The organism is Streptomyces sp. NPDC001787, assembly GCF_040297465.1.
Classification (GTDB): Bacteria; Actinomycetota; Actinomycetes; order Streptomycetales; family Streptomycetaceae; genus Streptomyces.
Genome location: NZ_JBEOZE010000007.1, coordinates 229,389 through 252,439, shown reverse-complemented (window position 1 = coordinate 252,439; position 23,051 = coordinate 229,389). Strand labels below are relative to the sequence as shown.

Below are 23,051 nucleotides of genomic sequence, written 5' to 3'. Positions count from 1 at the left end.
CCGGGGCCCGCGGGGAGTGGGCAGCATAAGGACATGAAGCCGCTGCTGCTGATCGACATCGACGGCCCGCTCAACCCCTACATGGCGCTGTCCCGCCGCGGAGCCCCGGAGGGATACCGCAGACACCTCATGCGCCCGACGGGGTGGACCGAGGGCCCCGCCCTGCCGGTCCTGCTCAAGCCGGAGCACGGCGGCGAACTGCTGGGCCTGGCGGCCGACTACGAACTGGTCTGGGCCACGACCTGGAAGAACGAGGCCAACGAGTGGGTCGGCCCGCTTCTCGGACTGCCCGAGCTGCCCTGCATCGACTGGCCCGAGATGCACGGCACCGGGCCGGACGGGACGTACTGGAAGACGCGGTACGTCGTCGAGTACGCGGCCGGGCGCCCGTTCGCCTGGGTCGACGACGAGATCACCGACCGGGACCGGGTGTGGGTGGGGGCCCACCACCCGGTCCGGGCGCTGCTGCGGTACGTCGACCCGCGGGTCGGCCTGGAGCGCGGCGACTTCGACGCGCTCGCCGGCTGGGCCGCCGCGGGCGCGCGGTCCGACGGGTGAGCGGCCGGAGCGGGTGAGCGGCCGGCGGACCGGTCAGCTCCAGGGCAGTGCCGCGCGGTGGCGCCAGTACGCCTCCGGCTCCTCCACCAGGGCGTCGAGCCGGTCGCGCCGCTCCTCGTCGAGGTCGACCACGGCGGCGTGCAGATTCCCGGAGAGCTGCTCCACGGTGGCCGCGCCGGAGAGGACGACGTCGGCCCAGGGCTGGTGCAGGATCAGCGCGAGGGCGACCGCGTCGCTGCCCAGGCCCTCCTCGTCGGCGATCTCCCGGATCACGGCGGGGGCGTCGGTCCCGGCGAGGCGGCCGTTGGCCATGCCCTCCTTGACGATCACGGTGAGCCCGGCGTCATGGGCCTCGGCGAGCGCCCCCGCGGCCGAGGTCTCCAGCGCGTTGAAGGTGGCCTGGACGGTACGGAAGAGGGGTTCGCCGTCGACCGTGACGGCGAGGGCGGCCCGGATCGCGTCGGCCTGGCCGGGGCCGCTGGTGGAGAGGCCGACGGTGACGCCCTCGGCGGCGAGCGCGGCGAGCCGCGCGTGCAGCTCCTTGTCGCCGAGCGCCGGGCTGTCGGCGGTCACCGAGTGGATCTGGTAGAGGTCGAGCCGGTCCCCGAGGAGTTCGCGGGTCTCGGCGCGCTGGCGTTCGTACATGGCCGGGCCGTGGTCCTTGACCTCGTGCGCCTCGGCGTCGACGCTCCAGCCCGCGGTGTAGGCGTAGCCCCATTTGCTGCCGACGACGACGTCCGTGGCATCGGGGTGCGCGGTCAGCCAGCCCGCGAGGAACTCCTCGGAGCGGCCGTAGGAGCGGGCCGCGTCGAAGTAGCGCACACCCTGGGCGTAGGCGGCGTCCAGCAGCTCATGGGTGCGGGCGCGCAGGGCGTCGACACCGCGGTCGGCGGGCAGGTCCCGGTCGCGGTGCAGATTGATGTAGCCGGGCCTGCCGACGGCGGCGAGGCCGAGCCCGATGTGAGCGGTCGGGGTCGTCGCGGCGGCCAGTGCGGCGAAAGGCATCGCGGGCTCCTCGTGTCGGGTTCCGTCACTCCTTCCCGACCAACGTAGCCCGCGATGCCGTTCGTACACCTGCTGTGGCCTGCCCGGGTGCCGCGGGGCGGCCGGACGGGGCCTTCCGGACCGGGCGCTACCGCCGCGCGGTCGCCCAGGCGTGCTGGGCCGCCAGGTCCGCCTTGACCTCGGCGAGCTGTACGGCGACGGCCGAGGGAGCCGTACCGCCCCGGCCGCTGCGGGAGGCGAGGGCGCCCTTCACATTGAGGACGGTGCGGACCTCCGGGGTCAGATGCGCGGAGATCTTCTCGAACTGCTCGTCGGTGAGCTGGTCCAGCTCGATGCCGTGCCGCTCGCACTCCTTGACGCACTCGCCCGCGACCTCGTGCGCGACACGGAACGGCACGCCCTGCTTGACCAGCCACTCGGCGATGTCGGTGGCGAGCGAGAAGCCGGCCGGGGCCAGCTCCTCCATGCGCTCGCGGTTGACGGTGAGGGTGGCCATCATGCCGGTGAAGGCGGGCAGCAGGACTTCGAGCTGGTCGCAGGAGTCGAAGACCGGCTCCTTGTCCTCCTGGAGGTCGCGGTTGTAGGCGAGCGGGAGGGCCTTCAGCGTGGCCATCAGGCCGGTCAGATTGCCGATGAGGCGGCCGGACTTCCCGCGCGCAAGCTCGGCGATGTCGGGGTTCTTCTTCTGCGGCATGATCGAGGAGCCGGTGGAGAAGGCGTCGTGCAGGGTGACGAAGGAGAACTCCTTCGTGTTCCAGATGATGACCTCCTCCGCGATCCGGGAGAGGTTGACGCCGATCATCGCGGTGATGAAGGCGAACTCGGCGACGAAGTCCCGCGAGGCCGTGCCGTCGATGGAGTTGGCCACCGAACCGTGCTCGAAGCCGAGGTCGGCGGCGACCGCCTCCGGGTCGAGGCCGAGCGAGGACCCGGCGAGCGCGCCGGAACCGTAGGGGGACACGGCGGTCCGCTCGTCCCACTGGCGCAGCCGCTCGGCGTCCCGGGTCAGGGACTGCGCATGGGCCAGCACATGGTGGGCGAAGAGGACGGGCTGGGCGTGCTGGAGGTGCGTACGGCCGGGCATCGCCACGTCCGGGTGCGCCTCCGCCAGGCCCACCAGGGCGTCCTGGAGCTCGGCGATCAGGCCGCCGATGATCCGGGCGTGGTCGCGCAGGTACATCCGGAAGAGCGTGGCGACCTGGTCGTTGCGGGACCGGCCGGCCCGCAGCTTGCCGCCGAGGTCCGGGCCGAGGCGCTCCAGCAGTCCCCGCTCCAGTGCCGTGTGGACGTCCTCGTCGGCGACGGTCCCGGTGAAGGACCCGTCGGCGACATCGGCCTCCAGCCGGTTCAGGCCCTCGGTCATCCGGGCCAGCTCGTCCTCGGTGAGCAGTCCCGCCTTGTTGAGGACACGCGCGTGGGCACGGGAGCCGGCGATGTCGTACGGCGCGAGCCGCCAGTCGAAGTGGACGGACGCGGACAGCTTGGCCAGCGCCTCGGCCGGGCCGTCGGCGAAGCGGGCGCCCCACAGGCGTACATCGCCGTTGCCGTTGCCGGTGCCGTTGCTCACTGCGTGCTCCTCGGAGAACAGGGGGTGGATGTGCGACCGCCTCCCCGCCGCGGAGGAACGGGGAGGCGGTGACGTAAACGGACCGGGGTCAGGCCAGGTCACGCTTGGCGGCGATCTTCGACGAGAGGCCGAAGATCTCGATGAAGCCCTGCGCCTTGGACTGGTCGAACGTGTCACCCGAGTCGTAGGTGGCGAGGTTGAAGTCGTACAGCGACTCCTCGGACCGGCGGCCCGTGACGACGGCGCGGCCGGCGTGCAGGGTCATCCGGATGTCGCCGGTGACGTGCTGGTTGGCCTCGTTGATGAAGCCGTCCAGGGCGCGCTTGAGCGGGGAGAACCACAGGCCGTCGTAGACCATCTCGCCCCAGCGCTGCTCGACCTGCCGCTTGTAGCGGGCCAGCTCGCGCTCGACGGTGACGTTCTCCAGCTCCTGGTGCGCGGTGATCAGGGCGATGGCGCCCGGAGCCTCGTACACCTCGCGGGACTTGATGCCCACGAGCCGGTCCTCGACGATGTCGATCCGGCCGATGCCCTGGGCGCCGGCCCGCTCGTTGAGCTGCTGGATCGCCTGGAGCACGGTGACGGGCCTGCCGTCGATGGCGACCGGCACGCCCTCCTTGAAGGAGATGACGACCTCGTCGGCCTCGCGGACAGCGGCCGGGTTCTCCGTGTACTCGTAGATGTCCTCGATCGGCGCGTTCCAGATGTCCTCCAGGAAGCCCGTCTCGACGGCGCGCCCGAAGACGTTCTGGTCGATGGAGTACGGGGACTTCTTGGTGGTCGCGATCGGGAGGTTCTTCTCCTCGCAGAAGGCGATCGCCTTGTCCCGGGTCATCGCGTAGTCGCGGACCGGGGCGATGCACTTCAGATCGGGGCCGAGGGCCGAGATGCCGGCCTCGAAGCGGACCTGGTCGTTGCCCTTGCCGGTGCAGCCGTGGGCGACGATGCCGGCGTTGTGCTTCTTGGCGGCGGCGACGAGGTGCTTGACGATGGTCGGCCGGGAGAGGGCGGAGACCAGCGGGTAGCGGTCCATGTAGAGGGCGTTGGCCTTGATCGCCGGGAGGCAGTACTCCTCGGCGAACTCGTCCTTCGCGTCCGCGACCTCGGCTTCGACGGCACCGCAGGCGAGCGCGCGCTTGCGGATGACGTCCAGGTCCTCGCCGCCCTGGCCGACGTCCACGGCAACGGCGATGACCTCGGCGCCCGTCTCCTCGGCGATCCAGCCGATGGCGACGGAGGTGTCCAGGCCGCCCGAGTAGGCGAGTACGACGCGCTCGGTCACGGGTTTCTCCTTACGGTGCAATCACTGATGGGTATAACTATGCAGTCCTCCGTATGCTTTGTCAAAACCGCAGGTCAGGGGTTTGCGGTCAGGACGCATGGCAGGAAATGCTCTCGCCGGTGAACCGCCGCCACAGATAATCGACGCCATGGGAAAAACACATGAACGCATCGAAGGACGGTTGAGAGCCTTCATCGAGGCGCAGCACATCTTCTTCACCGCGACCGCTCCCCTGGACGCCGACGGCACCGTCAACCTCTCCCCCAAGGGCGTGAGCGGTTCGTTCGCCGTCATCGACGAGACGACCGTGGCGTACCTGGACTTCGCCGGGAGCAACGCGGAGACCATCGCCCACCTCCGCGAGAACGGGCGCATCACGCTGATGTGGTGCGCCTTCCAGGGGCCTCCGAACATCGTGCGGGTGCACGGCCGCGGGGAGCCGGTCTTCCGGGACGACCCGCGGTTCGACGAGCTCCTCACCCACTTCCCCGGTGTCGACACCGCGCCGCACGGGCTGCGCGCGGTCATCCTCGTGCGGGCCGAACTGATCCGCGACACCTGCGGATTCGCGGTGCCCTACCTCTCCTACGACGAGGACCGGACGCTGCACGCGGACCGCTTCCGGCGTGAGGACGACGAAAGCCTCAGCGCGTACTTCGCGCAGAAGCAGGACATCGCCACCAGCATCGACGGGCTGCCGGGTCTCCCGCTGCCGCTGCCGCCGATGACCCCGCGGCCGGTGACGCCGGAGCCGGTGCCGCCCGCGCGGTGAGACGTTCGGCCGTACGGCGCAGGCCCGGTGGGGCGCGGGCACCGGGCACCGTACGGTCCGGACCATGCGCGGATCTCTGGTGACCTGTGGGGTACTGCTCGCCCTGGTGGGCTCGGTCGCGGCCGGGCCGGCGGACGGCCCGCCCCTCCCGGTGCGGCTGGCCGACACCGGCGGCGGCAGCCAGCTGATCACGGCCGAGGCTCCGGACGCGGGCTCCACCACCGGCACGGTGACCTGGTGGGAGCGGCGGCGGGGCCGGTGGGCGGCGGCCGGATCGGCGCCCGCCCGGTTCGGCGCGAAGGGGCTGGCCGAGGGCCGTACGCGGGAGCAGGGCACCGACACCACGCCCAGCGGGCTGTACCGCCTCCCGTACGCCTTCGGGATCGCGCCGCCGGCACCCGGGACGGCGTACCCCTACCGCCGCGTGGGCGAGCGCTCCTGGTGGTGCCAGGACAACGCGGCACGGGCCTACAACCGCTGGGTGGAGCCGCTGCCGGCGGACTGCCGGGCCGGCGAGGCCGAGCATCTGGTCGCCTACGGGGCCCAGTACGCCCGCGCGCTGGTCATCGGCTTCAACTACGACCGGCCGGTACGGGGCCGGGGCGCCGGGATCTTCCTCCATGTGAACGGGCGCGGGGCGACGGCGGGCTGCGTCTCCGTGCCGGCCGACGCGATGGACCGGATCCTGGCCTGGGCGGACCCGGCCCGCCGTCCGCACATCGCGATCGGAACCTCCTCGGGCCCGACCGCGATCACCCGGTACTGAGACGCCGCCGTCCGGCCCGGACCGGCTCAGCGGTCGTTCTGGGCCAGCCGCAGCAGATGGTCCGCGAGCGCCTGGCCGCCGTTCGGGTCACGGCTGATCAGCATCAGGGTGTCATCACCCGCGATGGTCCCCAGGATGTCCTGCAGTTCGGCCTGGTCGATGGCCGAGGCGAGGAACTGGGCCGCGCCCGGCGGTGTGCGCAGCACCACGAGGTTGGCCGAGGCCTCCGCCGAGATGAGGAGTTCGGCGGAGAGCCTGCGCATCCGCTCCTCCTTGGCCGAGCCGCCCAGCGGCGCCTGCGGGGTACGGAATCCGCCCTCGCTCGGCACCGCGTAGATCAGCTCGCCGCCGGTGTTGCGGATCTTGACCGCGCCCAGCTCGTCGAGGTCCCGGGAGAGCGTCGCCTGAGTGACGCTCAGCCCGTCGTCGGCCAGCAGTCTGGCCAGCTGGCTCTGGGAGCGCACCGGCTGCCGGTTCAGGATGTCCACGATCCGGCGGTGGCGGGCGGTGCGGGTCTGCGGCACGGAGGGCCCGCCGTGCTCGGATTCCTGCGCCTCGGTCATCGTCGTCGCCTCATTCTCCGGATCGTCATTCTCCGGATCGTCCGTCCCCGTATGCCGCGTCGAGAGCGCCCGGCAGAATCCGCAGGAACGCGTCCACCTCTTCGTCACCGATGATCAGCGGCGGCATGAGCCGTACGACATCGGGGGCGGGCGCGTTCACCAGGAGTCCGGCTCCCTGGGCCGCCTGCTGCACCTGCGGTGCGAGGGGTCCGGTGAGCACGATACCCAGCAGCAGTCCGGAGCCGCGGACGTGGGAGACCAGGGGGTGTCCCAGTCCCTCGACCTCTTCGCGGATCCGCTCGCCGAGCCGCTTGACGTTGTCCAGGGCGCCGTCGGCGGAGAGGGTGTCCAGGACGGCGAGTCCGGCGGCGCAGGCGATCGGGTTGCCGCCGAAGGTCGTGCCGTGCCGGCCCGGCGTCAGCAGGTCGGCGGCCGGGCCGAACGCGACGGTGGCGCCGATCGGCAGTCCGCCGCCGAGCCCCTTGGCCAGGGTGACCACATCGGGCTCGACACCCTGGTGGGCCTGGTGCTCGAACCAGTGGCCGCACCGTCCGATGCCGGTCTGCACCTCGTCCAGGACGAGCAGGGTGCCGGTGGCCCGGGTGATCTCGCGGGCGGCCTCCAGATAGCCCTTGGGGGGCACGACCACGCCGTTCTCGCCCTGGACGGGCTCGATGATCAGCAGCGCGGTGTCGGTGGTCACCGCCGCCTTCAGGGCCGCCACGTCCCCGTACGGCACATGGATGACCTCGCCGGGCAGCGGCAGGAAGGCGTCACGCTTCCCGGGCTGGCCGGTGAGGGCGAGCGCGCCCATCGTCCGGCCGTGGAAGCCGCCGTCGGTGGCGACCATACGGGTACGTCCGGTGAGCCGGCCGATCTTGAAGGCGGCCTCGTTGGCCTCGGCGCCGGAGTTGGCGAAGTACACCCGTCCGGTCCGGCCGAACAGCTGGAGCAGCCGCTCGGCGAGGGCGACGGGCGGTTCCGCGATGAAGAGGTTGGAGACGTGCCCGAGTGCGGCGACCTGGGCGGAGACGGCCTCGACCACCGCGGGGTGGGCGTGGCCCAGCGCGTTCACCGCGATGCCGCCGACGAAGTCGAGGTACTCGGCGCCGTCCGCGTCCCAGAGGCGGGCGCCGGAGCCGCGCGCCAGGGACAGCTGGGGGGTGCCGTAGTTGTCCATGAGCGCGCCCTGCCACCGCTTCGAGAGCCCGGCGTTGGTCATGCTTCCCCCTGTGTCGTGTGCGGTGCGTCGGGCACGACCATCGTGCCGATTCCCTCGTCGGTGAAGATCTCCAGCAGGATCGAGTGCTGGACCCGGCCGTCGATGACCCGGGCGGTCTCGACCCCGTTGCGTACCGCGTGCAGGCAGCCCTGCATCTTGGGGACCATGCCGCTGGAGAGGTCGGGCAGGAGCTTCTCCAGCTCCGAGGCGGTGAGACGGCTGATCACGTCGTCGCTGTGCGGCCAGTCCTCGTAGAGGCCCTCGACATCGGTGAGGACCATGAGGGTCTCGGCGTCCAGCGCGGCGGCGAGTGCGGCGGCCGCGGTGTCGGCGTTGACGTTGTAGACGTGGTTGTCGTCGGCGGAGCGGGCGATGGAGGAGATGACCGGGATCCGGCCGTCGTCCAGCAGCGCCTGGATGGCCCCGGTGTCGATGGCGGTGATCTCGCCGACCCGGCCGATGTCGACGAGCTCGCCGTCGATGGTGGGCCGGTGCTGGGTGGCGGTGATGGTGTGGGCGTCCTCGCCGGTCATTCCGACGGCCAGCGGGCCGTGCTGGTTGAGCAGCCCGACGAGTTCGCGCTGGACCTGTCCGGCCAGCACCATCCGTACGACGTCCATCGCCTCGGGCGTGGTGACGCGCAGTCCGGCCCTGAACTCGCTGACCAGGCCCTGCTTGTCCAGCTGGGCACTGATCTGCGGGCCGCCGCCGTGCACGACGACGGGCTTGAGGCCGGCCTGCCGCAGGAAGACGACGTCCTGGGCGAAGGCGGCCTTCAGCTCCTCGTCGACCATGGCGTTGCCGCCGAACTTGATGACGACGGTCCTGCCGTTGTGCCGGGTCAGCCAGGGCAGCGCCTCGATGAGGATCTGCGCCTTGGGGAGCGCGGTGTGCTTGCGGGCCGTACTCATGAGCTGTACGCGCTGTTCTCGTGGACGTAGTCCGCGGTGAGGTCGTTGGCCCAGATGACGGCCGACTCGCCACCGGCGGCGAGGTCGGCGGTGATCGTGACCTCCCGGTAGCGCATGTCGACGAGGTCGCGGTCCTCGCCGACGCCGCCGCTCCTGCAGACCCAGACACCGTTGATGGCGACGTTGAGCCGGTCGGGCTCGAAGGCGGCCTTCGTCGTGCCGATCGCGGACAGGACACGGCCCCAGTTGGGGTCCTCGCCGTGGATGGCGCACTTGAGGAGGTTGTTACGGGCGATGGAGCGGCCCACCTCGACGGCGTCGTCCTCGCTCTCGGCGTTGATCACCTCGATCCGGATGTCCTTGGAGGCACCCTCGGCGTCGCCGATGAGCTGGCGGGCGAGGTCGGCGCAGACGGCCCGTACGGCCTCGGCGAACTCCGCCTTCTCCGGGGTGATCCCGCTCGCCCCCGAGGCGAGCAGCAGCACGGTGTCGTTGGTCGACATGCAGCCGTCGGAGTCGACCCGGTCGAAGGTGGTGCGGGTGGCCTCGCGCAGCGCGGCGTCGAGACCGGGCGCGTCCACGTCGGCGTCGGTGGTGAGGACGACCAGCATGGTGGCGAGGCCGGGGGCGAGCATGCCCGCGCCCTTGGCCATGCCGCCGACGGTCCAGCCCTCGCCGCCCGCGACGGCCGTCTTGTGCACGGTGTCGGTGGTCTTGATGGCGATGGCGGCCTTCTCGCCGCCGTGCTCGCTGAGGGCCGCGGCGGCCTTCTCGATGCCCGGCAGCAGCTTGTCCATCGGGAGCAGCAGACCGATGAGCCCGGTCGAGGCGACCGCGATCTCGCCCGCGCTGTGCCCGCCGAGGACCTCGGCGGCCTTCTCGGCGGTGGCGTGGGTGTCCTGGAAGCCCTGGGGTCCCGTACAGGCGTTGGCGCCACCGGAGTTGAGGACGACGGCGGTGACTTCGCCGCCCTTGAGCACCTGCTCCGACCAGAGGACCGGGGCGGCCTTGACGCGGTTGGAGGTGAAGACGCCCGCGGCGGCGCGACGCGGCCCGTTGTTGACCACGAGGGCCAGGTCGGGGTTACCGCTCTCCTTGATTCCGGCGGCGATGCCCGCCGCCGAGAATCCCTGTGCTGCCGTGACGCTCACGGTGCCACTCCGATCGTGGAAAGACCTGTGCCCTCGGGAAGTCCGAGTGCGATGTTCATGCTCTGCAGGGCGCCGCCGGCGGTGCCCTTGGCGAGGTTGTCGATGGCGCTGATCGCGATGATCCGGCCGGCCGCCGCGTCGTGGGCGACCTGGACCTGGACGGCGTTGGAGCCGTACACGGACGCGGTGGCGGGCCACTGCCCCTCGGGGAGGAGGTCGACGAACGGCTCGTCCGCGAACGCCTTCTCGTAGGCCTCGCGTACGGCCTCGGCGTCCACGCCGGGCTTCGCCCTCGCGCTGCACGTGGCGAGAATGCCGCGGGGCATGGGCGCGAGGGTCGGGGTGAAGGAGACGGTGACCGGCTCCCCGGCGGCGGCGCTGAGGTTCTGGATCATCTCCGGCGTGTGCCGGTGGACGCCGCCGACACCGTACGGGGTCATGCTGCCCATGACCTCGGAGCCCAGCAGATGGGGCTTGGCCGCCTTGCCCGCTCCGGAGGTGCCGGAGGCGGCGACGACGACGGCCTCGGGCTCGGCGAGCTGTGCCGCGTACGCGGGGAAGAGCGCGAGGGAGACGGCGGTCGGGTAGCACCCGGGCACGGCGATGCGCCGGGCCCCTTCCAGCGCCGCCCGGCCACCGGGCAGCTCGGGCAGGCCGTAGGGCCAGGTACCGGCGTGCGGGGAGCCGTAGAACTTCTCCCAGTCGGCCGCGTTCCCCAGCCGGAAGTCCGCGCCCATGTCGACCACGAGGGCCTCGTCACCGAGCTGTTCGGCCACCGCGGCCGACTGCCCGTGCGGGAGGGCGAGGAAGACCACGTCGTGCCCGGCGAGGGCTTCGGCGGTGGTGGGCAGGAGCACCCGGTCGGCGAGCGGACGCAGATGGGGCTGGAGCGGGCCGAGGCTCTGCCCCGCGTTGGAGTGGCCCGTGAGGGCGCCGATCTCGACCTCGGGGTGGGCCAGCAGAAGGCGCAGCAGCTCCCCGCCGGCGTAACCGCTCGCCCCTGCCACTGCCGCACGTACCACCATCGGTATCCTCCTCGTCGATGGCATGACTATACGCAGTGCCGCACTTTTATGCAAAGAATTTCCGGGGCGGTACGGGAGCGGCGCCGGGCCCGGACATCGCGTCCGGGCCCTTCAGTGTTCCAGGCGGCCCGCCCGAACGTTCCCGACGGCCCGTCGGACCCGTGCGCGGCCGGTCGGCGTTCGCCCGGTATTCGGCGGGTCATCGGCCCCCGGCCGGCTCCAGGCGCTCGCTCCGCGCGGCCCGCATCAGATACCCGTGGTGCTTCGCGCACAGGTCCGCCGACACCTCGTGCGCGATCCATTGCGGCCGGACGGGCAGGAAGCGGCAGTCCGCGCCCTTGAGGTACGCCACGTAGTGATCCAGCCCCGCCGTGAACTTCCGGACGTCGCGGACCAGGGACCGCAGGAGGACCCGGTGCCGCTCCCGCAGCGACGGGCACAGGTCGAGGATGCTGCGATGCCAGGTGTCGCACTCGTTGATCCCGCACGCGTCCACGAGCTTGAGGAACGCGAGCTGCCCTTCGTCCCGCACATCGACCGAGCCGTTCGCCGCCTTCAGCCAGGCCGTCATCTCGCGGGCCAGGGCGACGTGGTCGCAGCAGTCGCAGGCCACCAGCAGCTCCGGGTCGGCCACCACGGTGGCGAGGTACTCCCGCTGGGTCCGCAGCAGCGTGGGCAGGGTGTCGGAGTCCTTCCAGCTCGTCGCCAGCGCGGCCTGTGTACGCTCCGGCATCCCCCGGAACACGAACCGGTGGCGCTGGCCCAGCCAGACGTAGTGGCTCCACAGGGCCCAGGCGTCCGTCTCGGCCGGGGACCACGCGTCGTCGCGGATCCGCTCCACCGCCCAGCCGACCGCGCCCCGGGCACCGGACTCGCAGAGGGTGTCGAGGAGATTGCGCTCCCCGCACATGGCCTCGTCCACGATGTCGACACTGCTGCAGATGATCATCACTCCGAGGCGGGCGACCACACTGCGCGCGAACTCCTCGCAGTCGGACTCGACATCGCCGAGGATTCCGAAGTTGACGAGTTCGGAGCCCAGCAGGATCGGCAGCGCGTCCACTCCCGCGGGCAGGGCGACATCGCACAGCCAGTGCGCGTCCACCCGTCCGCCGGAGTCCACGCCCTGACTGAGTCCGAGGCACACCGCCTCCTCCGCGTCACGCACCCGGCCCGGCAGCGTCGTCTCCCGCTGCACCTTCAGCCAGTCCGCGTATCCGTAATGGTCCCCGCCCTGATAGTCACACGCCCAGCCCAGGCCCAGCCGCGATGCCGCCCAAAGATCCGAACGGTCGCGGGCGAGTGGGAATCCGCTGGTCAGCACCAGAATCGCGCATTCGCCGACATGGTCGGCGCACAACTCCGGAGCGGGCCGCAGAAACGGATTCCTGCCGAGCAGCGAAATCCTTTCGCCACCTCCGGGATATTCGAAGTGACTTTCCCGGTGCCACTCCCGCAGCACATCACCCACCACTTTGAGAACGCTGCCCAGAATCGCCGCCTTGGTAATCCCGGAAGCATTCTCGTTCCCCGCCCTCAGCAGATCCTCCAGAAAGGCGCCACGACTGGATTTCTCGGGAATCTCCGCCGCCCGGTACGCGGCGGCCAGCCAGCGCCCGCCGCACTCCGCGCACACCATGTCCCGCCCGTGACCGCAGCCGCAGAACCCGGACGGCGCTGCCGGAACATGCGAACCGAGCGCCGCGAAGTATCCATAGGCCGTACGGATCAGGGAATCCACGCCGGCCACCTCACCGAGAGGCGCCTGGAATTGTGCGCCGAAATCCGCCGCCCGCTCCCCGGCGTGAGCGCATACGGCGAAAATCGGCCAACTCTGATGACTCATATCTGCTACCACCCGGAAATTTCGGCCTTCCGCACGCGCATGCCGCTACGTTGAGCCCGCATGCGCCCTCTCACCCGGGGGCGGCGCAGTGCCGACGACAGCCCGGGCGGGCCGACACACAGTGTGAGAGCGCGCCCGGCAATCTGACCAGGCGTGACATAGGCGCAGAAAGATCGAACTACGGCGCGCTACCCGCGCGCTCCCCCCACGCGCCACCCTCGGTTCTCCGTGGTCCGCGCAGGACGAACGGTCACGCGCCGGCGGGAACGGATCAGGACGGCCGGTCCGGCAGGTCCCGTTCGGGAGGTCTCAGCCGGGAGGTCTCAGCCGGTGCCTCGGTCGTCGGCCGCGGCCTCGATGAGGTCGGCGACGGCCCCGGGCCGGGAGGCCAGGGACGCGTGGCCGGCGGCGAGTTCGACGGTCCGCCGGGGGTTCATGCGCGCGGCCATGCGGCGCTGGTTGTCGGGGTGGATCATGCGGTCCTCGGTGGAGACCTGGTACCAGGAGGGCTTGGCCCGCCAGGCCGGAGCGGTGACGGCGTCGCCGAAGGTGGAGGCGAGCGGGGCCTTCTGGGTGACGGCCATGACCCGGGCCTCGTCGGCGGGCAGATCCTGGCAGAAGCTCTCGTGGAACTTGTCCTGGGCGACCCACAGATAGCCGTCCGAGTCCGGGGCGAGGTTGTCGGCCGCGGCGGGCGGGTGTTCCTGGGTGATCCCACCGGGGCTCTCACCCGCGTCCGGGGCGAACGCGGCGATGTAGACGAGCCCGGTGACCTGGGGCAGGTCGCCCGCCTCGGTGATGACCGCGCCGCCGTACGAGTGGCCGACCAGCAGGACGGGGCCCTCCACCTGGCGGACCATCCTGCGGGTGCGCTCGGCGTCCTCGGCCAGCGAGGTGAGGGGCATCTCCACCGCCCGGAGCGAGCCGTGACCGCGCCGGTCCAGCTCGGTGATCACATGCCCCCAGTGGGCGGCCCCGCCCCAGAATCCATGGACCAGGACGATCGTGGGTCCGTCCGTCATCTCCACGCACCAACTCTCCGAGGGGGTTCCGCGACACGTGCCGCCCACGCTAGGACCGGCCCGCCGCCCCTGCCATCCGAGAGGCGCGTGCCCCCGCGCACAGGGGCCCGGGGCGGGGACCCAAGGACGCGCGGCGGTGATAAGCGGCGTCGCGCCCGTGGCGGGCCCGGCGGCCCCGCCAATGGAGGTGCGCGCCCGAAGGGCGGCGGGAGAGAATGCCCCGTTCCGTCCGGGCCCGCACGGAGCGGGCCCCTGAGCCGAGGAAATGATCACTATGACGTCCCTTCACGACCACGCGCGCCGGCTCCGCTCGCTGCATGTGCCGGGCAGGCCGCTGGTGCTGCCCAACGCCTGGGACGTGGCCTCCGCTCGGCTCGTCGAGGCGGCCGGTGCCGCGGCCGTCGCCACCACCAGCGCGGGCGTGGCCTGGTCGCTGGGCGCGGCCGACGGCGACCGGCTGGACCGCGATGCGGCGCTCGGGCTCATCTCCCGGATCGCCGCGGCGGTCGACGTCCCCGTCACCGCCGATATCGAGAGCGGCTTCGCCCGGACCCCGGCGGAACTCGCCGACACCATCGCCGGCGTGCTCGACGCGGGTGCGGCCGGTGTCAATCTGGAGGACTCGCTCCGGACCGGGCCACACCTGCTGCGGCACCCGTCCGAGCAGGCGGAGCGCATCGCGGCGGCGCGGTCCGCCGCGGACGCGGCGGGGGTGCCGCTCTTCCTCAACGCGCGGATCGACACCCACCGGCTGCGGGCCGCGCAGCCGGACTCCTGGCTGCGCGAGACCCTGGACCGGGCGCGCGTCTATGTCGAGGCGGGCGCGGACGGGGTGTTCGTCCTCGGCGCGTTCGACGAGGAGACGGTGTCGGCCCTGGCCGAGGGCGTACCGGCGCCGCTGAACCTGCTGACCGGACCCGGTGCGCTCCCCGTCCCCGCGCTGGCGAAGCTCGGGGTCGCCCGGGTCAGCGCGGGATCCGCGATCGCCGAGGCCGCCTACGCCGTGGTCTCCCGCAGCGCGCGTGAACTCCTCACCAGCGGTACGAGCACGGCATTCGCCGACGGGCTCCCGTACGAGACCGTCAATGCCGCGATGACCGGCCGTACCGCGGCCTCCCCCCAGGCCTGAGGGCCCTCCCGCGGGCCACCCTGGTCCCACGGACCCACGGGTTCACGGGCTCACGGGCTCACGGACCCACGGGTTCACCAGTTCACCGGTTCACGGGCGACGGGCGACGGTCGTCACGCGCCGGGGCTCAGGACGGTGAATCCCGCGCTCCTGGCGAGCGCGGTCAGCTCCTGGGCCCGCGCGGCACGCACGATCACCACGGGATAGCAGTCGGACTCGATGTCGAGGACGGCCGTCGCGGCCCCGACCTCCCGGTAGTGACGGCCGCACACCTCCAGGAAGTCGAAGGTCGGCAGGAGCATCTCGTCGGCGTCGAACAGCACCCAGGGGTCGACGGACGGGCGGGACTCCAGTCGGCCGAGCGCGGAGCGGATCTCGCCGGGGTCCTCTTTCCAGTCGAACTCCGCGAGCAGCCCGTTCTCGGTGAGCGCGTCGATGAGCGCTATCCAGGCGAGGTTCGCGACGGGCTCGTCGATGCCCCGGTCCTCAAGCCCGTCCGCGTGGTCGCGGAGGTAGCCGGCGGGGTCGTCATGGGCGTACAGCGCGCGCTCGGCGACTGCCGGACAGGCGGGCGCCAGCAGGGCGGCGATGGCTTCGAGGGACGTACGGACGGCGTCGGTGCCGGACATGGTGCGGACTCCTTCGGCAGCCGGGCGGCTGCGGCCTGGACACGGATGCGGACACCCCGTTCGGCGTCCGGGAGGCACCCTTCCACACGGGTACGACAACGGGCCGGGCACAGCCCGGCCCGGCCGCCCGGGGCGAGGCGCCGGCCGACGGTGCTACGTCGGCCGGCCGGCTCGGCCGCGGGCCCGTACAGGTCCTGGAAGGGTCAGAGAACGCCGCAGTCGGCGATGGTGACCTTGGCGCGGGTACGGCCGTTCGGCGTGCCCAGGCTCTCGATCCTGCGGACCAGCTCCATGCTGTCCTCGCCGTCCACCTCGCCGAAGACGACGTGCTTGCCGTCCAGCCAGGAGGTCACGACGGTCGTGATGAAGAACTGCGAACCGTTGGAGTTCGGTCCGGCGTTGGCCATCGACAGCAGACCGGGACGGTCGTGGGTGAGCTTGAAGTTCTCGTCGGCGAACTTGTCGCCGTAGATGCTCTTGCCGCCCGTGCCGTCGCCCCGGGTGAAGTCGCCGCCCTGGAGCATGAAGTCCGGAATGACCCGGTGGAAGGAGGAGCCCTTGTAGCCGAAGCCCTTCTCGCCGGTGGCCAGGGCACGGAAGTTGTCCGCCGTCCTGGGCACGACGTCGTCGAACAGGTTGAAGTTGATCCGCCCCGCGGGCTCGTCGTTGATGGTGATGTCGAAGAAGACCTTGGTTGTCATGGAGACATCCTCACACTCCTGACAACCACAGGTGAAACCCGGGGACGGCCGATGAATCACCGAGCCGGACTCCGGGGCCGCCCGCCCGGCCGCAGGAGCGCCGCGTACACCGCCTCGACCAGCGCTCTCTTGCGCGGGTCGTCCACGATGCGCGTACCCATACGGTTCATGACATAGCCGAGCGCGACTCCGGCCTCCGGGTCCGCCAGGCCGCAGGAGCCGCCCGCGCCGTCGTGGCCGACCGCCGCGGGGTTGGGGCCGTACGAGCGGTTCGGGCCGCTCAGCCACAGGCCGAGTCCGATCTCGGTCTCATGGGCGAAGCCGGGGCCGAGCACCAGGTCCCGGCAGCTGCCCTGGCCCTCGCGGACCCGTTCGGCCGCCCTCCCGGACAGGACGCGGTGGCCGGCCGTACTGCCGCGTCCGGCGACGATGCCGTACAGGGAGGCGACCGCGCGGGCCGTCCCGTGGCCGTTGGCCGCGGGGATCTCGGCGGACCGCCACCGCGCTGTGCCGGCCACGGCCGCACCGGTGGCGGGGTTGGCGAGGGAGGCGATGGCCACCGGCCGCATCCGAGCGAAGTGCTCGCTCCCCTCATCCCTCCGGGGCTTCGACTGGACGAGTTCGGCGACGCGGTCCGTGTCCTCCTCCGGGAGCCCGAAGGTGAAGTCGATGCCGAGCGGCCCGGTGATCTCCCGCCGCAGGAACTCCCCGGGCATCAGCCCGCTGATCCGGCGGACCACCTCACCGACCAGGAAACCGTAGGTGAGCGCGTGGTAGCCGGACCGGGTGCCGGGCTCCCACCAGGGTTCGGTGGCCGCCAGCCGGGCACAGGTCAGCTCCCAGTCGTACAGCTCCGCCAGGGTGTGCGGCTCCCGGAGTCCGGCCAGGCCGGCCCGGTGCGAGAGAAGGTGGCGTACGAGGACGGATCCCTTGCCGGCGGCGGCGAACTCCGGCCAGTACACGGCGACCGGCGCGTCCAGGTCGAGCAGGCCACGGTCGGCCAGGAGGTGGGCGCAGAGGGCCATGGGCCCCTTGCCGGTGGACCAGACGTTGACGAGGGTGTCCCGCTCCCAGCGGCGGGTCCCGGCCGCGTCCGCCCAGCCGCCCCAGAGATCGGCCACCGGTGCCCCGTCGACCAGGACGGTGACGGCCGCACCCAGCTCGCCGCGCTCCGTGAAGTTCCGCTCGAACGCCTCCCGCACCGCGGCGAACCGTTCGTCGCAATGCCCCTGGATCTGCGGCACCCTGGCCTCCTCGTCCGGGGCCCACGCCCGCGGGAGCCCTGCTGCCCGTAACGTACCGACCGGTCGGACCGGAACAAAGGCACCGGCGCGGCAGGTCAGCCGGCACCGGCTTCGAGGTTCACGTTCCAGCGGCCCGGGAGACCGGTCAGCCTGAGGGTGGAGAGCGGGCGGACGTCCACGTTCCAGTACGCCGGCGGCGGGGCGTTCAGCGCGTAGACCAGGGCGGCACGGATCACCGCCGGTTCGGCGACCGCGACGATGAGACCGTCGAGGGCGGGGCGGGTGTCCAGCCAGCCCCCTATCCGCGAGATGAAGGCGTGCAGCGATTCACCGCCGTGCGGGGCCGAGCGCGGGTCGGCGAGCCAGGCGTCGACGGCGGCCGGTTCACGGGCGGTGACCTCGGCCAGGGTCAGACCCCGCCAGCGGCCCATGTCGCAGTCCCGGAGGGCGGGCTGCGCCATCGGCGCGAAGCCGAGCGCGTCGCCGGTCGCGCGACTGCGCGGGGTGGGCGAGCAGTAGCGCAGTTCGGCCCTGCCGAGTGGCACCAGGGTGTGCGCGACCAGCTGGATCTCGTGCCAGCCGGCGTGGTCGAGCGGCCGGTCGTCGTCGAAGCGCTCGGCCAGCAGGGAGGAGCTGCGCGCCGCGGCGACCAGGCAGAATCGAACACTCATGGCGGTGATCGTGGGGCCGAACGCCACGCCGGTCAAGGGGGCGGACCCGGGGTGCCGGATCAGGCGGGCCGGAGGGACATCCACTTCTCCGGGTTGTCCAGTCCGGTGAAACCGACCTTCTCGTACACACCGTGGGCGTCGTCGGTGGCCAGCAGCAGCCGTCGTACGCCGGTGGGGGCGAGGTGGTCGCGGACGGCCTCCACTATCCGGGTGCCCAGACCGTGGCCGCGGGCCGAGCGGTCGACGTACACATCGCAGAGCCAGGCGAAGGTGGCCCGGTCGGTGACGACCCTGGCGTAGGCGACCTGTTCGCCCGACGCGGAGTCGTACGCGCCGAAGTTCAGCGATCCGGCGATGGCCCGGTCCTGGTGCTCGCGGGCGCGTCCCAGCGCCCAGTAGGTGTCGGTGGAGAGCCAGTGGTGGATACGGGCCGGGTCGAGCCGGCCGGGGTCGGAGGAGATCTCGTAACGGTGCTCGGGAGTTTCGCTCATGGCCGGAGGCTATCGCCCCGCGCGGGACGGGCGAAGAGCCCCGAGCGGGCGGTGCGCGGCCCGCGAACGCCCTCCGCGATCCCCGCCCGGCGGTGTCCGTCCTCCCCGGCCTGTACGTCCGGTCGCCCGGGGATGGCGCAGGCCGGGCCGCCCCGGGCCGGTCGGCTCCCGCTCTCACAGCCGCCGCCGACCTGGCGCGGTCCTTCTCCCCGCTCGGCCCGCCGCTCGGCCTTCCCGCTCGGCCTTCCCGCTCGACGGGACGGCGCCGGTGACCGCACCGGTCGCGGCGGTGGCCGTGCTCGTCCGTCTCGCGGCCACCCGGCGCGGGAGGCGATCCCGGCGTACGGTCATAGACTTGTCGACATGGATCACCATCCGTGAGGAGGTCACTCCCGATGGAGGCACACGCCGGCGACCGGCTGCTGACGCACGGCAGGACCGTGGGGCAGCACGACCGTGTCGCGGAGATCATCGAAGTGCTCGGCGACGGGGGTGCTCCCCCGTACCGTGTGCGCTTCGCGGACGGACACGAATCACTGGTGTCACCCGGGCCCGACAGCGTCGTGCAGCACACCGCGGCGGAGCAGGACCGGGAGCCGTACTAGAGGGGCAGGGGCCGGGGGCGCGTGCCCGCGGCCCCGGCCCTCCCCGCCGGTTCAGCCGTCGGCGCTCGGATAGTGATCGGCCGCCACGCGCGCCAGCGCGCCGATGCGGTCGGCCAGTACGGCCCTGCCCGAGAAGAAGATGTGCCCGCCGACGCCGTCGAGGTCACGGGCGAAGGTCAGGTGGCGGGACAGCTCGGCCGGATCCTGCCAGGCCGCGGGCTGGGCCGGGTCACCGGCCTTGTAGAGCGCCTCCCCCACATAGAGGTCGACGCCCGTGCCCCGTACGGTCTCGTTCCACCAGGGCAGCAGCTTGGCGTAGTCGGCTGCGGCGAACCCGAGGTTCCAGTAGATCTGCGGGCAGATGTAGTCGATCCAGCCTTCCTTGATCCACTTACGGGTGTCGGCGTACAGGTCGTCGTACGTCTCCACACCGGCCCGGGTGTCCGAGCCGCGCGGGTCGCTCGCCGCGTTGCGCCACACCCCGAAGGGGCTGATCCCGAACCGGACCCCCGGCTTGACTGCCTTGATCCGCTCGGCCGTCTCCCGCACCAGCCGGTCGATGTTGTCGCGGCGCCAGGCGGCCCGGTCCGGGAAGCCCGCGCCGTGGCGCGCGTACGCGTCGTCGTCGTCGAAGACCTGGCCGGCCACCGGATAGGGGTAGAAGTAGTCGTCCCAGTGGACCGCGTCGATGTCGTACCGGCGCACCGCGTCCAGCATCGCGTCCTGGACGAAGGCGCGGACCTCGGGCAGCCCCGGGTTGTAGTAGAGCTTCCCGCCGTACGGCAGGATCCAGTCCGGGTGCAGCCGTGCCGGGTGGGTGGCGATGAGCCTGGAGGGATCCGTGTGGTTCGCCACCCGATACGGGTTGAACCAGGCGTGCAGCTCCAGTCCGCGGGCGTGCGCCTCGCGCACCGCCGTACCCAGCGGGTCCCAGCCCGGGTCCTTGCCCTGTACGCCGGTGAGGCACTGGGCCCACGGTTCGTACGGTGAGGGCCACAGCGCGTCGGCGGTGGGCCTGACCTGAAGCACCACGGTGTTGAGCCGGAGCGCGACGGCCCTGTCCAGATACCCGGTCAGCTCGGCCTTCTGCTCCGCCACCGTACGGCCCGGCGCGGAGGGCCAGTCCAGATTGGCGACCGTGGCGATCCACATGCCGCGCAGATCGTTCCGCGCCACTGCGCGGCGGCGCCCACCGGCCCTGTGCGGCTTCGGGCCGCGCTCCCTGTCGCGGGCCGCCGCACCCGGTGACGCCGCGGCGTCACCGCCCGCCGTCGTCGCGGCGATCAGCGCGACCGCGCCCGCCACGAGCGCTCTTCTCCCCAGATGCCTCATTCCCTGCACCCGCCACCTCTCTGCCTCTTCGTACGCGACCGGTAGCACTGCGTGACGCACATCATGCCCTCTGGCAGCCGGTTGACCCGCGGACCGGCGGGGCCGCGTCGCGGAGTAACGTCGGGGGGTCGAGGCGCGGGCACCGGAATCACACGGGACCCTGCGATACGGAGAACGGCGAAAGGCACGAGGTGACGGACTCTATGGCCGACATTGCACGCGTCGGGGTGGTGGGCTGTGGCCAGATGGGCGCAGGTATCGCGGAGGTGTGCGCACGCAGCGGCCTCGAAGTGAAGGTGGCCGAGACCACCGGCGAGGCGCTGGAGATCGGCCGCACCCGGCTGCACAACTCCCTCTCGAAGGCCGCCGAACGCGGCAAGATCACCGAAGCCGAGCGGGACGAGACCCTCGGCCGGCTCAGCTTCACCACCGACCTCGGCGAGTTCGCCGACCGCGATCTCGTCATCGAGGCCGTCGTGGAGAACGAGCAGGTCAAGACCGAGATCTTCCAGGTGCTCGACCAGGTGGTGACCCGGCAGGACGCGATCCTGGCGTCCAACACCTCCTCCATCCCGCTGGTGAAGCTGGCCGTCGCGACCTCGCGTCCCGACCGGGTCATCGGCATCCACTTCTTCAACCCGGCCCCGGTGCAGAAGCTCGTCGAGCTGATCCCGGCGCTGACCACCTCGGACGAGACCATCGCGCGCGCCGAGTCGGTCGTCCACGACGTGCTCGGCAAGCACGCGATCCGCGCCCAGGACCGGTCCGGTTTCGTCGTGAACGCGCTGCTGATTCCGTATCTGCTCTCCGCGATCCGGATGTTCGAGTCGGGCATCGCCAGCCGCGAGGACATCGACAACGGCATGGAGCTCGGCTGCGCCCACCCGATGGGTCCGCTGAAGCTCGCCGACCTGATCGGTCTGGACACGGTGGCCTCGGTGGCCGACTCGATGTACGCCGAGTTCAAGGAGCCGCTGTACGCCGCTCCCCCGCTGCTCCAGCGCATGGTGGACGCCGGCCGCCTCGGCCGCAAGACGGGCTCGGGCTTCTACCCGTACGCCTGACCCTCCGTACGCGGGCCCGACGCTCACCGCGCCGGGCCCGCCGGGGCACCACCCCGGCCCGGCCCCGAGGGGCACTCGTGGCGGAGCGGGCGGAAGGGCTACAGCGGCACGCGCAGTGCCCCGTCGATCATCTCGGCGCTCCGCGCGGCGTCCGGACAGCCGCTCGCCGCCAGTTGCTCCCGTACCGAGGACAGCCGGTCGCGCAGCCGCCGGGAATCCATGCCCCGGGCCCTCTCGGCCATGTGCACGGCGGTGCACGCCGCCCGGTCGGCCTCGCCCTGAAGGAGTTCCAACCGGGTCAGCATGGCGAGGCGGTGCACCATGCCCCGGTCGTGCGCCGGGGCTCGCACCGCGGTGACCGCGTGCTCCCGGGCGGCCGACAGGTCTCCCAGGCCGAGCAGCGCCTCCGCCACCTGCACATCGACCAGACCCGGCTGGACATATCCCGTCTCCTCCGGCTCCCGGCCGGGGCTGATGCGCTCCGCCCGGGACTCGGCGCGCCGGATGCACGCCCGGGCCCCGGCGGAGTCGCCGAGGCGGGCGTAGGCCTTCGCCTGCATCGCGTACAGATCGGCGGCCAGCGCCGGGGTGATGTGCGCTCCGGCGGCCCGCAGCGCCGCCTCCGCGAAGGCGATCGAACGCCGGTAGTCGGCCAGGAACAGCGACTGGTTGACCAGCAGCGCGATCACATAGCCGCCCAGACCCCGGTCCCCGCTCGCCTTGGCCAGCCGCAGCGCCTGGTGGAAGTAGCGCTGCGCCGGGCCATGGGCGTCGGAGTCGTAGGCGCAGATGCCCGCGACGGCCACCAGACCGGCCGTCGCCCGGTGCAGCCGGCGGCCCAGCGCGTCGCCGCAGCCGCCGCGCAGCAGGGGCGCCGCCTCGGCGTTGAGGAAGCCGACGACACGGGAGCGGGTCACGATGCCACCCGCCCTGCGGTACATCTGCTCGTAGTGGTCGCGGGCCGCCCTGAGCATCACGATGCCGGCCGCGGTCACCCGGACCGGTCCCGGCCGGGAGACATCCGTGTCCTCCGGCGGGTTCTCCCACTCCCAGACCGGCATCACCGCGGCCGTGCCGGTGACCGCGGGTGCGGTGGCGAGGTGCGGGCGGTGCTGTTCGTCCCCGCGCCACAGTGTGGTGGCCCGGTCGACGAAGCAGGACAGTGTGGTGCCGTGCGGCGCGGCGCCGGGGCCGGAGCGCCCCATGCCGATGTCGTCGAGCGCGACCGGGCGCCGCAGTCTGGCGCCGAGGACCTCGCAGATGAGGTCGGGCACCTGGCCGCGCGGGCGTTGCCCCTTGAGCCAGCGGGACACCGCCGTGTGTTCGTAGCGCAGGTTCAGGCCGCGGGCCAGGCCCGCCCGGTTGATGTGTCCGGCGAGCCCCGCCCGGGACACACCTGCCTCGTCGATCAGGGATTCGAGCAGGATGTTGGGCTCCATTGCCCCCCCCATGGTGCGTGTCGCAATGACCCTAGTGGAGCATGGTTCACACGGGG

The 23,051-nt window shown here is 72.0% G+C and carries 23 protein-coding genes; 6 read left to right on the top strand and 17 right to left on the bottom strand.

The genetic code is table 11. The annotated features are described in order from the left end of the window. Positions 1-33: 33 nt before the first annotated feature. Positions 34-558: an HAD domain-containing protein gene (locus ABT170_RS13080; RefSeq protein WP_329945404.1), complete on the top strand. Its 525-nt coding sequence runs from the start codon at positions 34-36 to the stop codon at positions 556-558. 33 nt (positions 559-591) lie between these two features. On the opposite strand, the gene ABT170_RS13075 is transcribed toward ABT170_RS13080, so the two are convergent. The 3 genes from ABT170_RS13075 to ABT170_RS13065 all read right to left on the bottom strand — a co-directional run bounded on the left by ABT170_RS13075 (position 592) and on the right by ABT170_RS13065 (position 4,412). Beyond that, positions 592-1,563 (bottom strand): aldo/keto reductase, encoded by a 972-nt coding sequence (locus ABT170_RS13075; protein ID WP_351866554.1) that lies wholly within the window; start codon positions 1,561-1,563, stop codon positions 592-594. A 127-nt stretch (positions 1,564-1,690) separates the two neighbouring features. Next, entirely contained in the window at positions 1,691-3,130 is a 1,440-nt protein-coding gene (argH, locus tag ABT170_RS13070; protein ID WP_329945406.1) for an argininosuccinate lyase, read from the bottom strand. A gap of 88 nt (positions 3,131-3,218) precedes the next feature. After that, positions 3,219-4,412 (bottom strand): argininosuccinate synthase, encoded by a 1,194-nt coding sequence (locus ABT170_RS13065; RefSeq protein WP_329945407.1) that lies wholly within the window; start codon positions 4,410-4,412, stop codon positions 3,219-3,221. A gap of 148 nt (positions 4,413-4,560) precedes the next feature. On the opposite strand from ABT170_RS13065, the gene ABT170_RS13060 reads away from it, so the two are divergent. Next, on the top strand, positions 4,561-5,184 hold the full coding sequence (locus ABT170_RS13060) for a pyridoxamine 5'-phosphate oxidase family protein (protein WP_351866550.1): 624 nt from the start codon (positions 4,561-4,563) through the stop codon (positions 5,182-5,184). Positions 5,185-5,248: 64 nt separating this feature from the next. Beyond that, the gene (locus ABT170_RS13055) at positions 5,249-5,950 is read left to right on the top strand and encodes a L,D-transpeptidase family protein (RefSeq protein ID WP_351866547.1); all 702 of its coding nucleotides are present in this window, start codon (positions 5,249-5,251) and stop codon (positions 5,948-5,950) included. A 26-nt stretch (positions 5,951-5,976) separates the two neighbouring features. On the opposite strand, the gene ABT170_RS13050 is transcribed toward ABT170_RS13055, so the two are convergent. The 7 genes from ABT170_RS13050 to ABT170_RS13020 form a co-directional block, all read right to left on the bottom strand. After that, the gene (locus tag ABT170_RS13050; protein WP_266929278.1) at positions 5,977-6,513 is read right to left on the bottom strand and encodes an arginine repressor; all 537 of its coding nucleotides are present in this window, start codon (positions 6,511-6,513) and stop codon (positions 5,977-5,979) included. Positions 6,514-6,538: 25 nt separating this feature from the next. Next, entirely contained in the window at positions 6,539-7,735 is a 1,197-nt protein-coding gene (locus ABT170_RS13045) for an acetylornithine transaminase (protein WP_351866543.1), read from the bottom strand. Beyond that, positions 7,732-8,646 carry an acetylglutamate kinase gene (argB, locus tag ABT170_RS13040; RefSeq protein ID WP_329945411.1) on the bottom strand — a complete coding sequence of 305 codons (915 nt, stop codon included), beginning with the start codon at positions 8,644-8,646 and terminating at the stop codon, positions 7,732-7,734. The genes ABT170_RS13045 and argB overlap by 4 nt, the downstream gene beginning before the upstream one ends. Then, positions 8,643-9,797, bottom strand: coding sequence for a bifunctional glutamate N-acetyltransferase/amino-acid acetyltransferase ArgJ (gene argJ / locus ABT170_RS13035; RefSeq protein WP_329945412.1), 1,155 nt, complete (start codon positions 9,795-9,797; stop codon positions 8,643-8,645). The genes argB and argJ overlap by 4 nt, the downstream gene beginning before the upstream one ends. Further along, positions 9,794-10,822: an N-acetyl-gamma-glutamyl-phosphate reductase gene (argC, locus tag ABT170_RS13030; protein WP_329945413.1), complete on the bottom strand. Its 1,029-nt coding sequence runs from the start codon at positions 10,820-10,822 to the stop codon at positions 9,794-9,796. Before argC ends, argJ begins: the two co-directional genes overlap by 4 nt. 199 nt (positions 10,823-11,021) lie before the next feature. Further along, entirely contained in the window at positions 11,022-12,563 is a 1,542-nt protein-coding gene (locus tag ABT170_RS13025) for a hypothetical protein (protein WP_329945414.1), read from the bottom strand. Positions 12,564-12,991: 428 nt separating this feature from the next. Continuing rightward, positions 12,992-13,690 (bottom strand): alpha/beta hydrolase, encoded by a 699-nt coding sequence (locus tag ABT170_RS13020; RefSeq protein ID WP_329945597.1) that lies wholly within the window; start codon positions 13,688-13,690, stop codon positions 12,992-12,994. Positions 13,691-13,955: 265 nt separating this feature from the next. Between ABT170_RS13020 and ABT170_RS13015 the strand changes: the two genes are divergently transcribed. Beyond that, positions 13,956-14,819 carry an isocitrate lyase/PEP mutase family protein gene (locus tag ABT170_RS13015; protein WP_502970510.1) on the top strand — a complete coding sequence of 288 codons (864 nt, stop codon included), beginning with the start codon at positions 13,956-13,958 and terminating at the stop codon, positions 14,817-14,819. A 113-nt stretch (positions 14,820-14,932) separates the two neighbouring features. Here ABT170_RS13015 and ABT170_RS13010 read toward each other — a convergent pair whose 3' ends face one another. The 5 genes from ABT170_RS13010 to ABT170_RS12990 form a co-directional block, all read right to left on the bottom strand. Beyond that, complete coding sequence (locus ABT170_RS13010; protein WP_329945416.1) at positions 14,933-15,448, bottom strand: DUF6630 family protein; 516 nt, start codon at positions 15,446-15,448, stop codon at positions 14,933-14,935. Positions 15,449-15,651: 203 nt separating this feature from the next. Then, positions 15,652-16,149 (bottom strand): peptidylprolyl isomerase, encoded by a 498-nt coding sequence (locus tag ABT170_RS13005; protein ID WP_329945417.1) that lies wholly within the window; start codon positions 16,147-16,149, stop codon positions 15,652-15,654. Positions 16,150-16,205: 56 nt separating this feature from the next. Beyond that, entirely contained in the window at positions 16,206-17,393 is a 1,188-nt protein-coding gene (locus ABT170_RS13000; RefSeq protein ID WP_351866534.1) for a serine hydrolase domain-containing protein, read from the bottom strand. A 95-nt stretch (positions 17,394-17,488) separates the two neighbouring features. Then, positions 17,489-18,064 carry a histidine phosphatase family protein gene (locus ABT170_RS12995; RefSeq protein WP_351866531.1) on the bottom strand — a complete coding sequence of 192 codons (576 nt, stop codon included), beginning with the start codon at positions 18,062-18,064 and terminating at the stop codon, positions 17,489-17,491. A gap of 59 nt (positions 18,065-18,123) precedes the next feature. Then, positions 18,124-18,555: a GNAT family N-acetyltransferase gene (locus ABT170_RS12990; RefSeq protein ID WP_329945419.1), complete on the bottom strand. Its 432-nt coding sequence runs from the start codon at positions 18,553-18,555 to the stop codon at positions 18,124-18,126. 395 nt (positions 18,556-18,950) lie between these two features. Here ABT170_RS12990 and ABT170_RS12985 point away from each other — a divergent pair, with 395 nt between their 5' ends. Beyond that, positions 18,951-19,160, top strand: coding sequence for a DUF1918 domain-containing protein (locus ABT170_RS12985; RefSeq protein WP_329945420.1), 210 nt, complete (start codon positions 18,951-18,953; stop codon positions 19,158-19,160). Positions 19,161-19,211: 51 nt separating this feature from the next. Here ABT170_RS12985 and ABT170_RS12980 read toward each other — a convergent pair whose 3' ends face one another. Further along, on the bottom strand, positions 19,212-20,492 hold the full coding sequence (locus ABT170_RS12980; protein WP_329945421.1) for a glycoside hydrolase family 10-like protein: 1,281 nt from the start codon (positions 20,490-20,492) through the stop codon (positions 19,212-19,214). A gap of 203 nt (positions 20,493-20,695) precedes the next feature. Here ABT170_RS12980 and ABT170_RS12975 point away from each other — a divergent pair, with 203 nt between their 5' ends. Beyond that, positions 20,696-21,556, top strand: coding sequence for a 3-hydroxybutyryl-CoA dehydrogenase (locus ABT170_RS12975; protein ID WP_266929293.1), 861 nt, complete (start codon positions 20,696-20,698; stop codon positions 21,554-21,556). Between the two features lie 98 nt (positions 21,557-21,654). Here the strand turns inward: ABT170_RS12975 and ABT170_RS12970 are convergent, their stop codons facing one another. Next, positions 21,655-22,995, bottom strand: coding sequence for an NsdA family TPR-like regulatory protein (locus ABT170_RS12970; protein ID WP_329945428.1), 1,341 nt, complete (start codon positions 22,993-22,995; stop codon positions 21,655-21,657). Between the last annotated feature and the right edge of the window lie 56 nt (positions 22,996-23,051).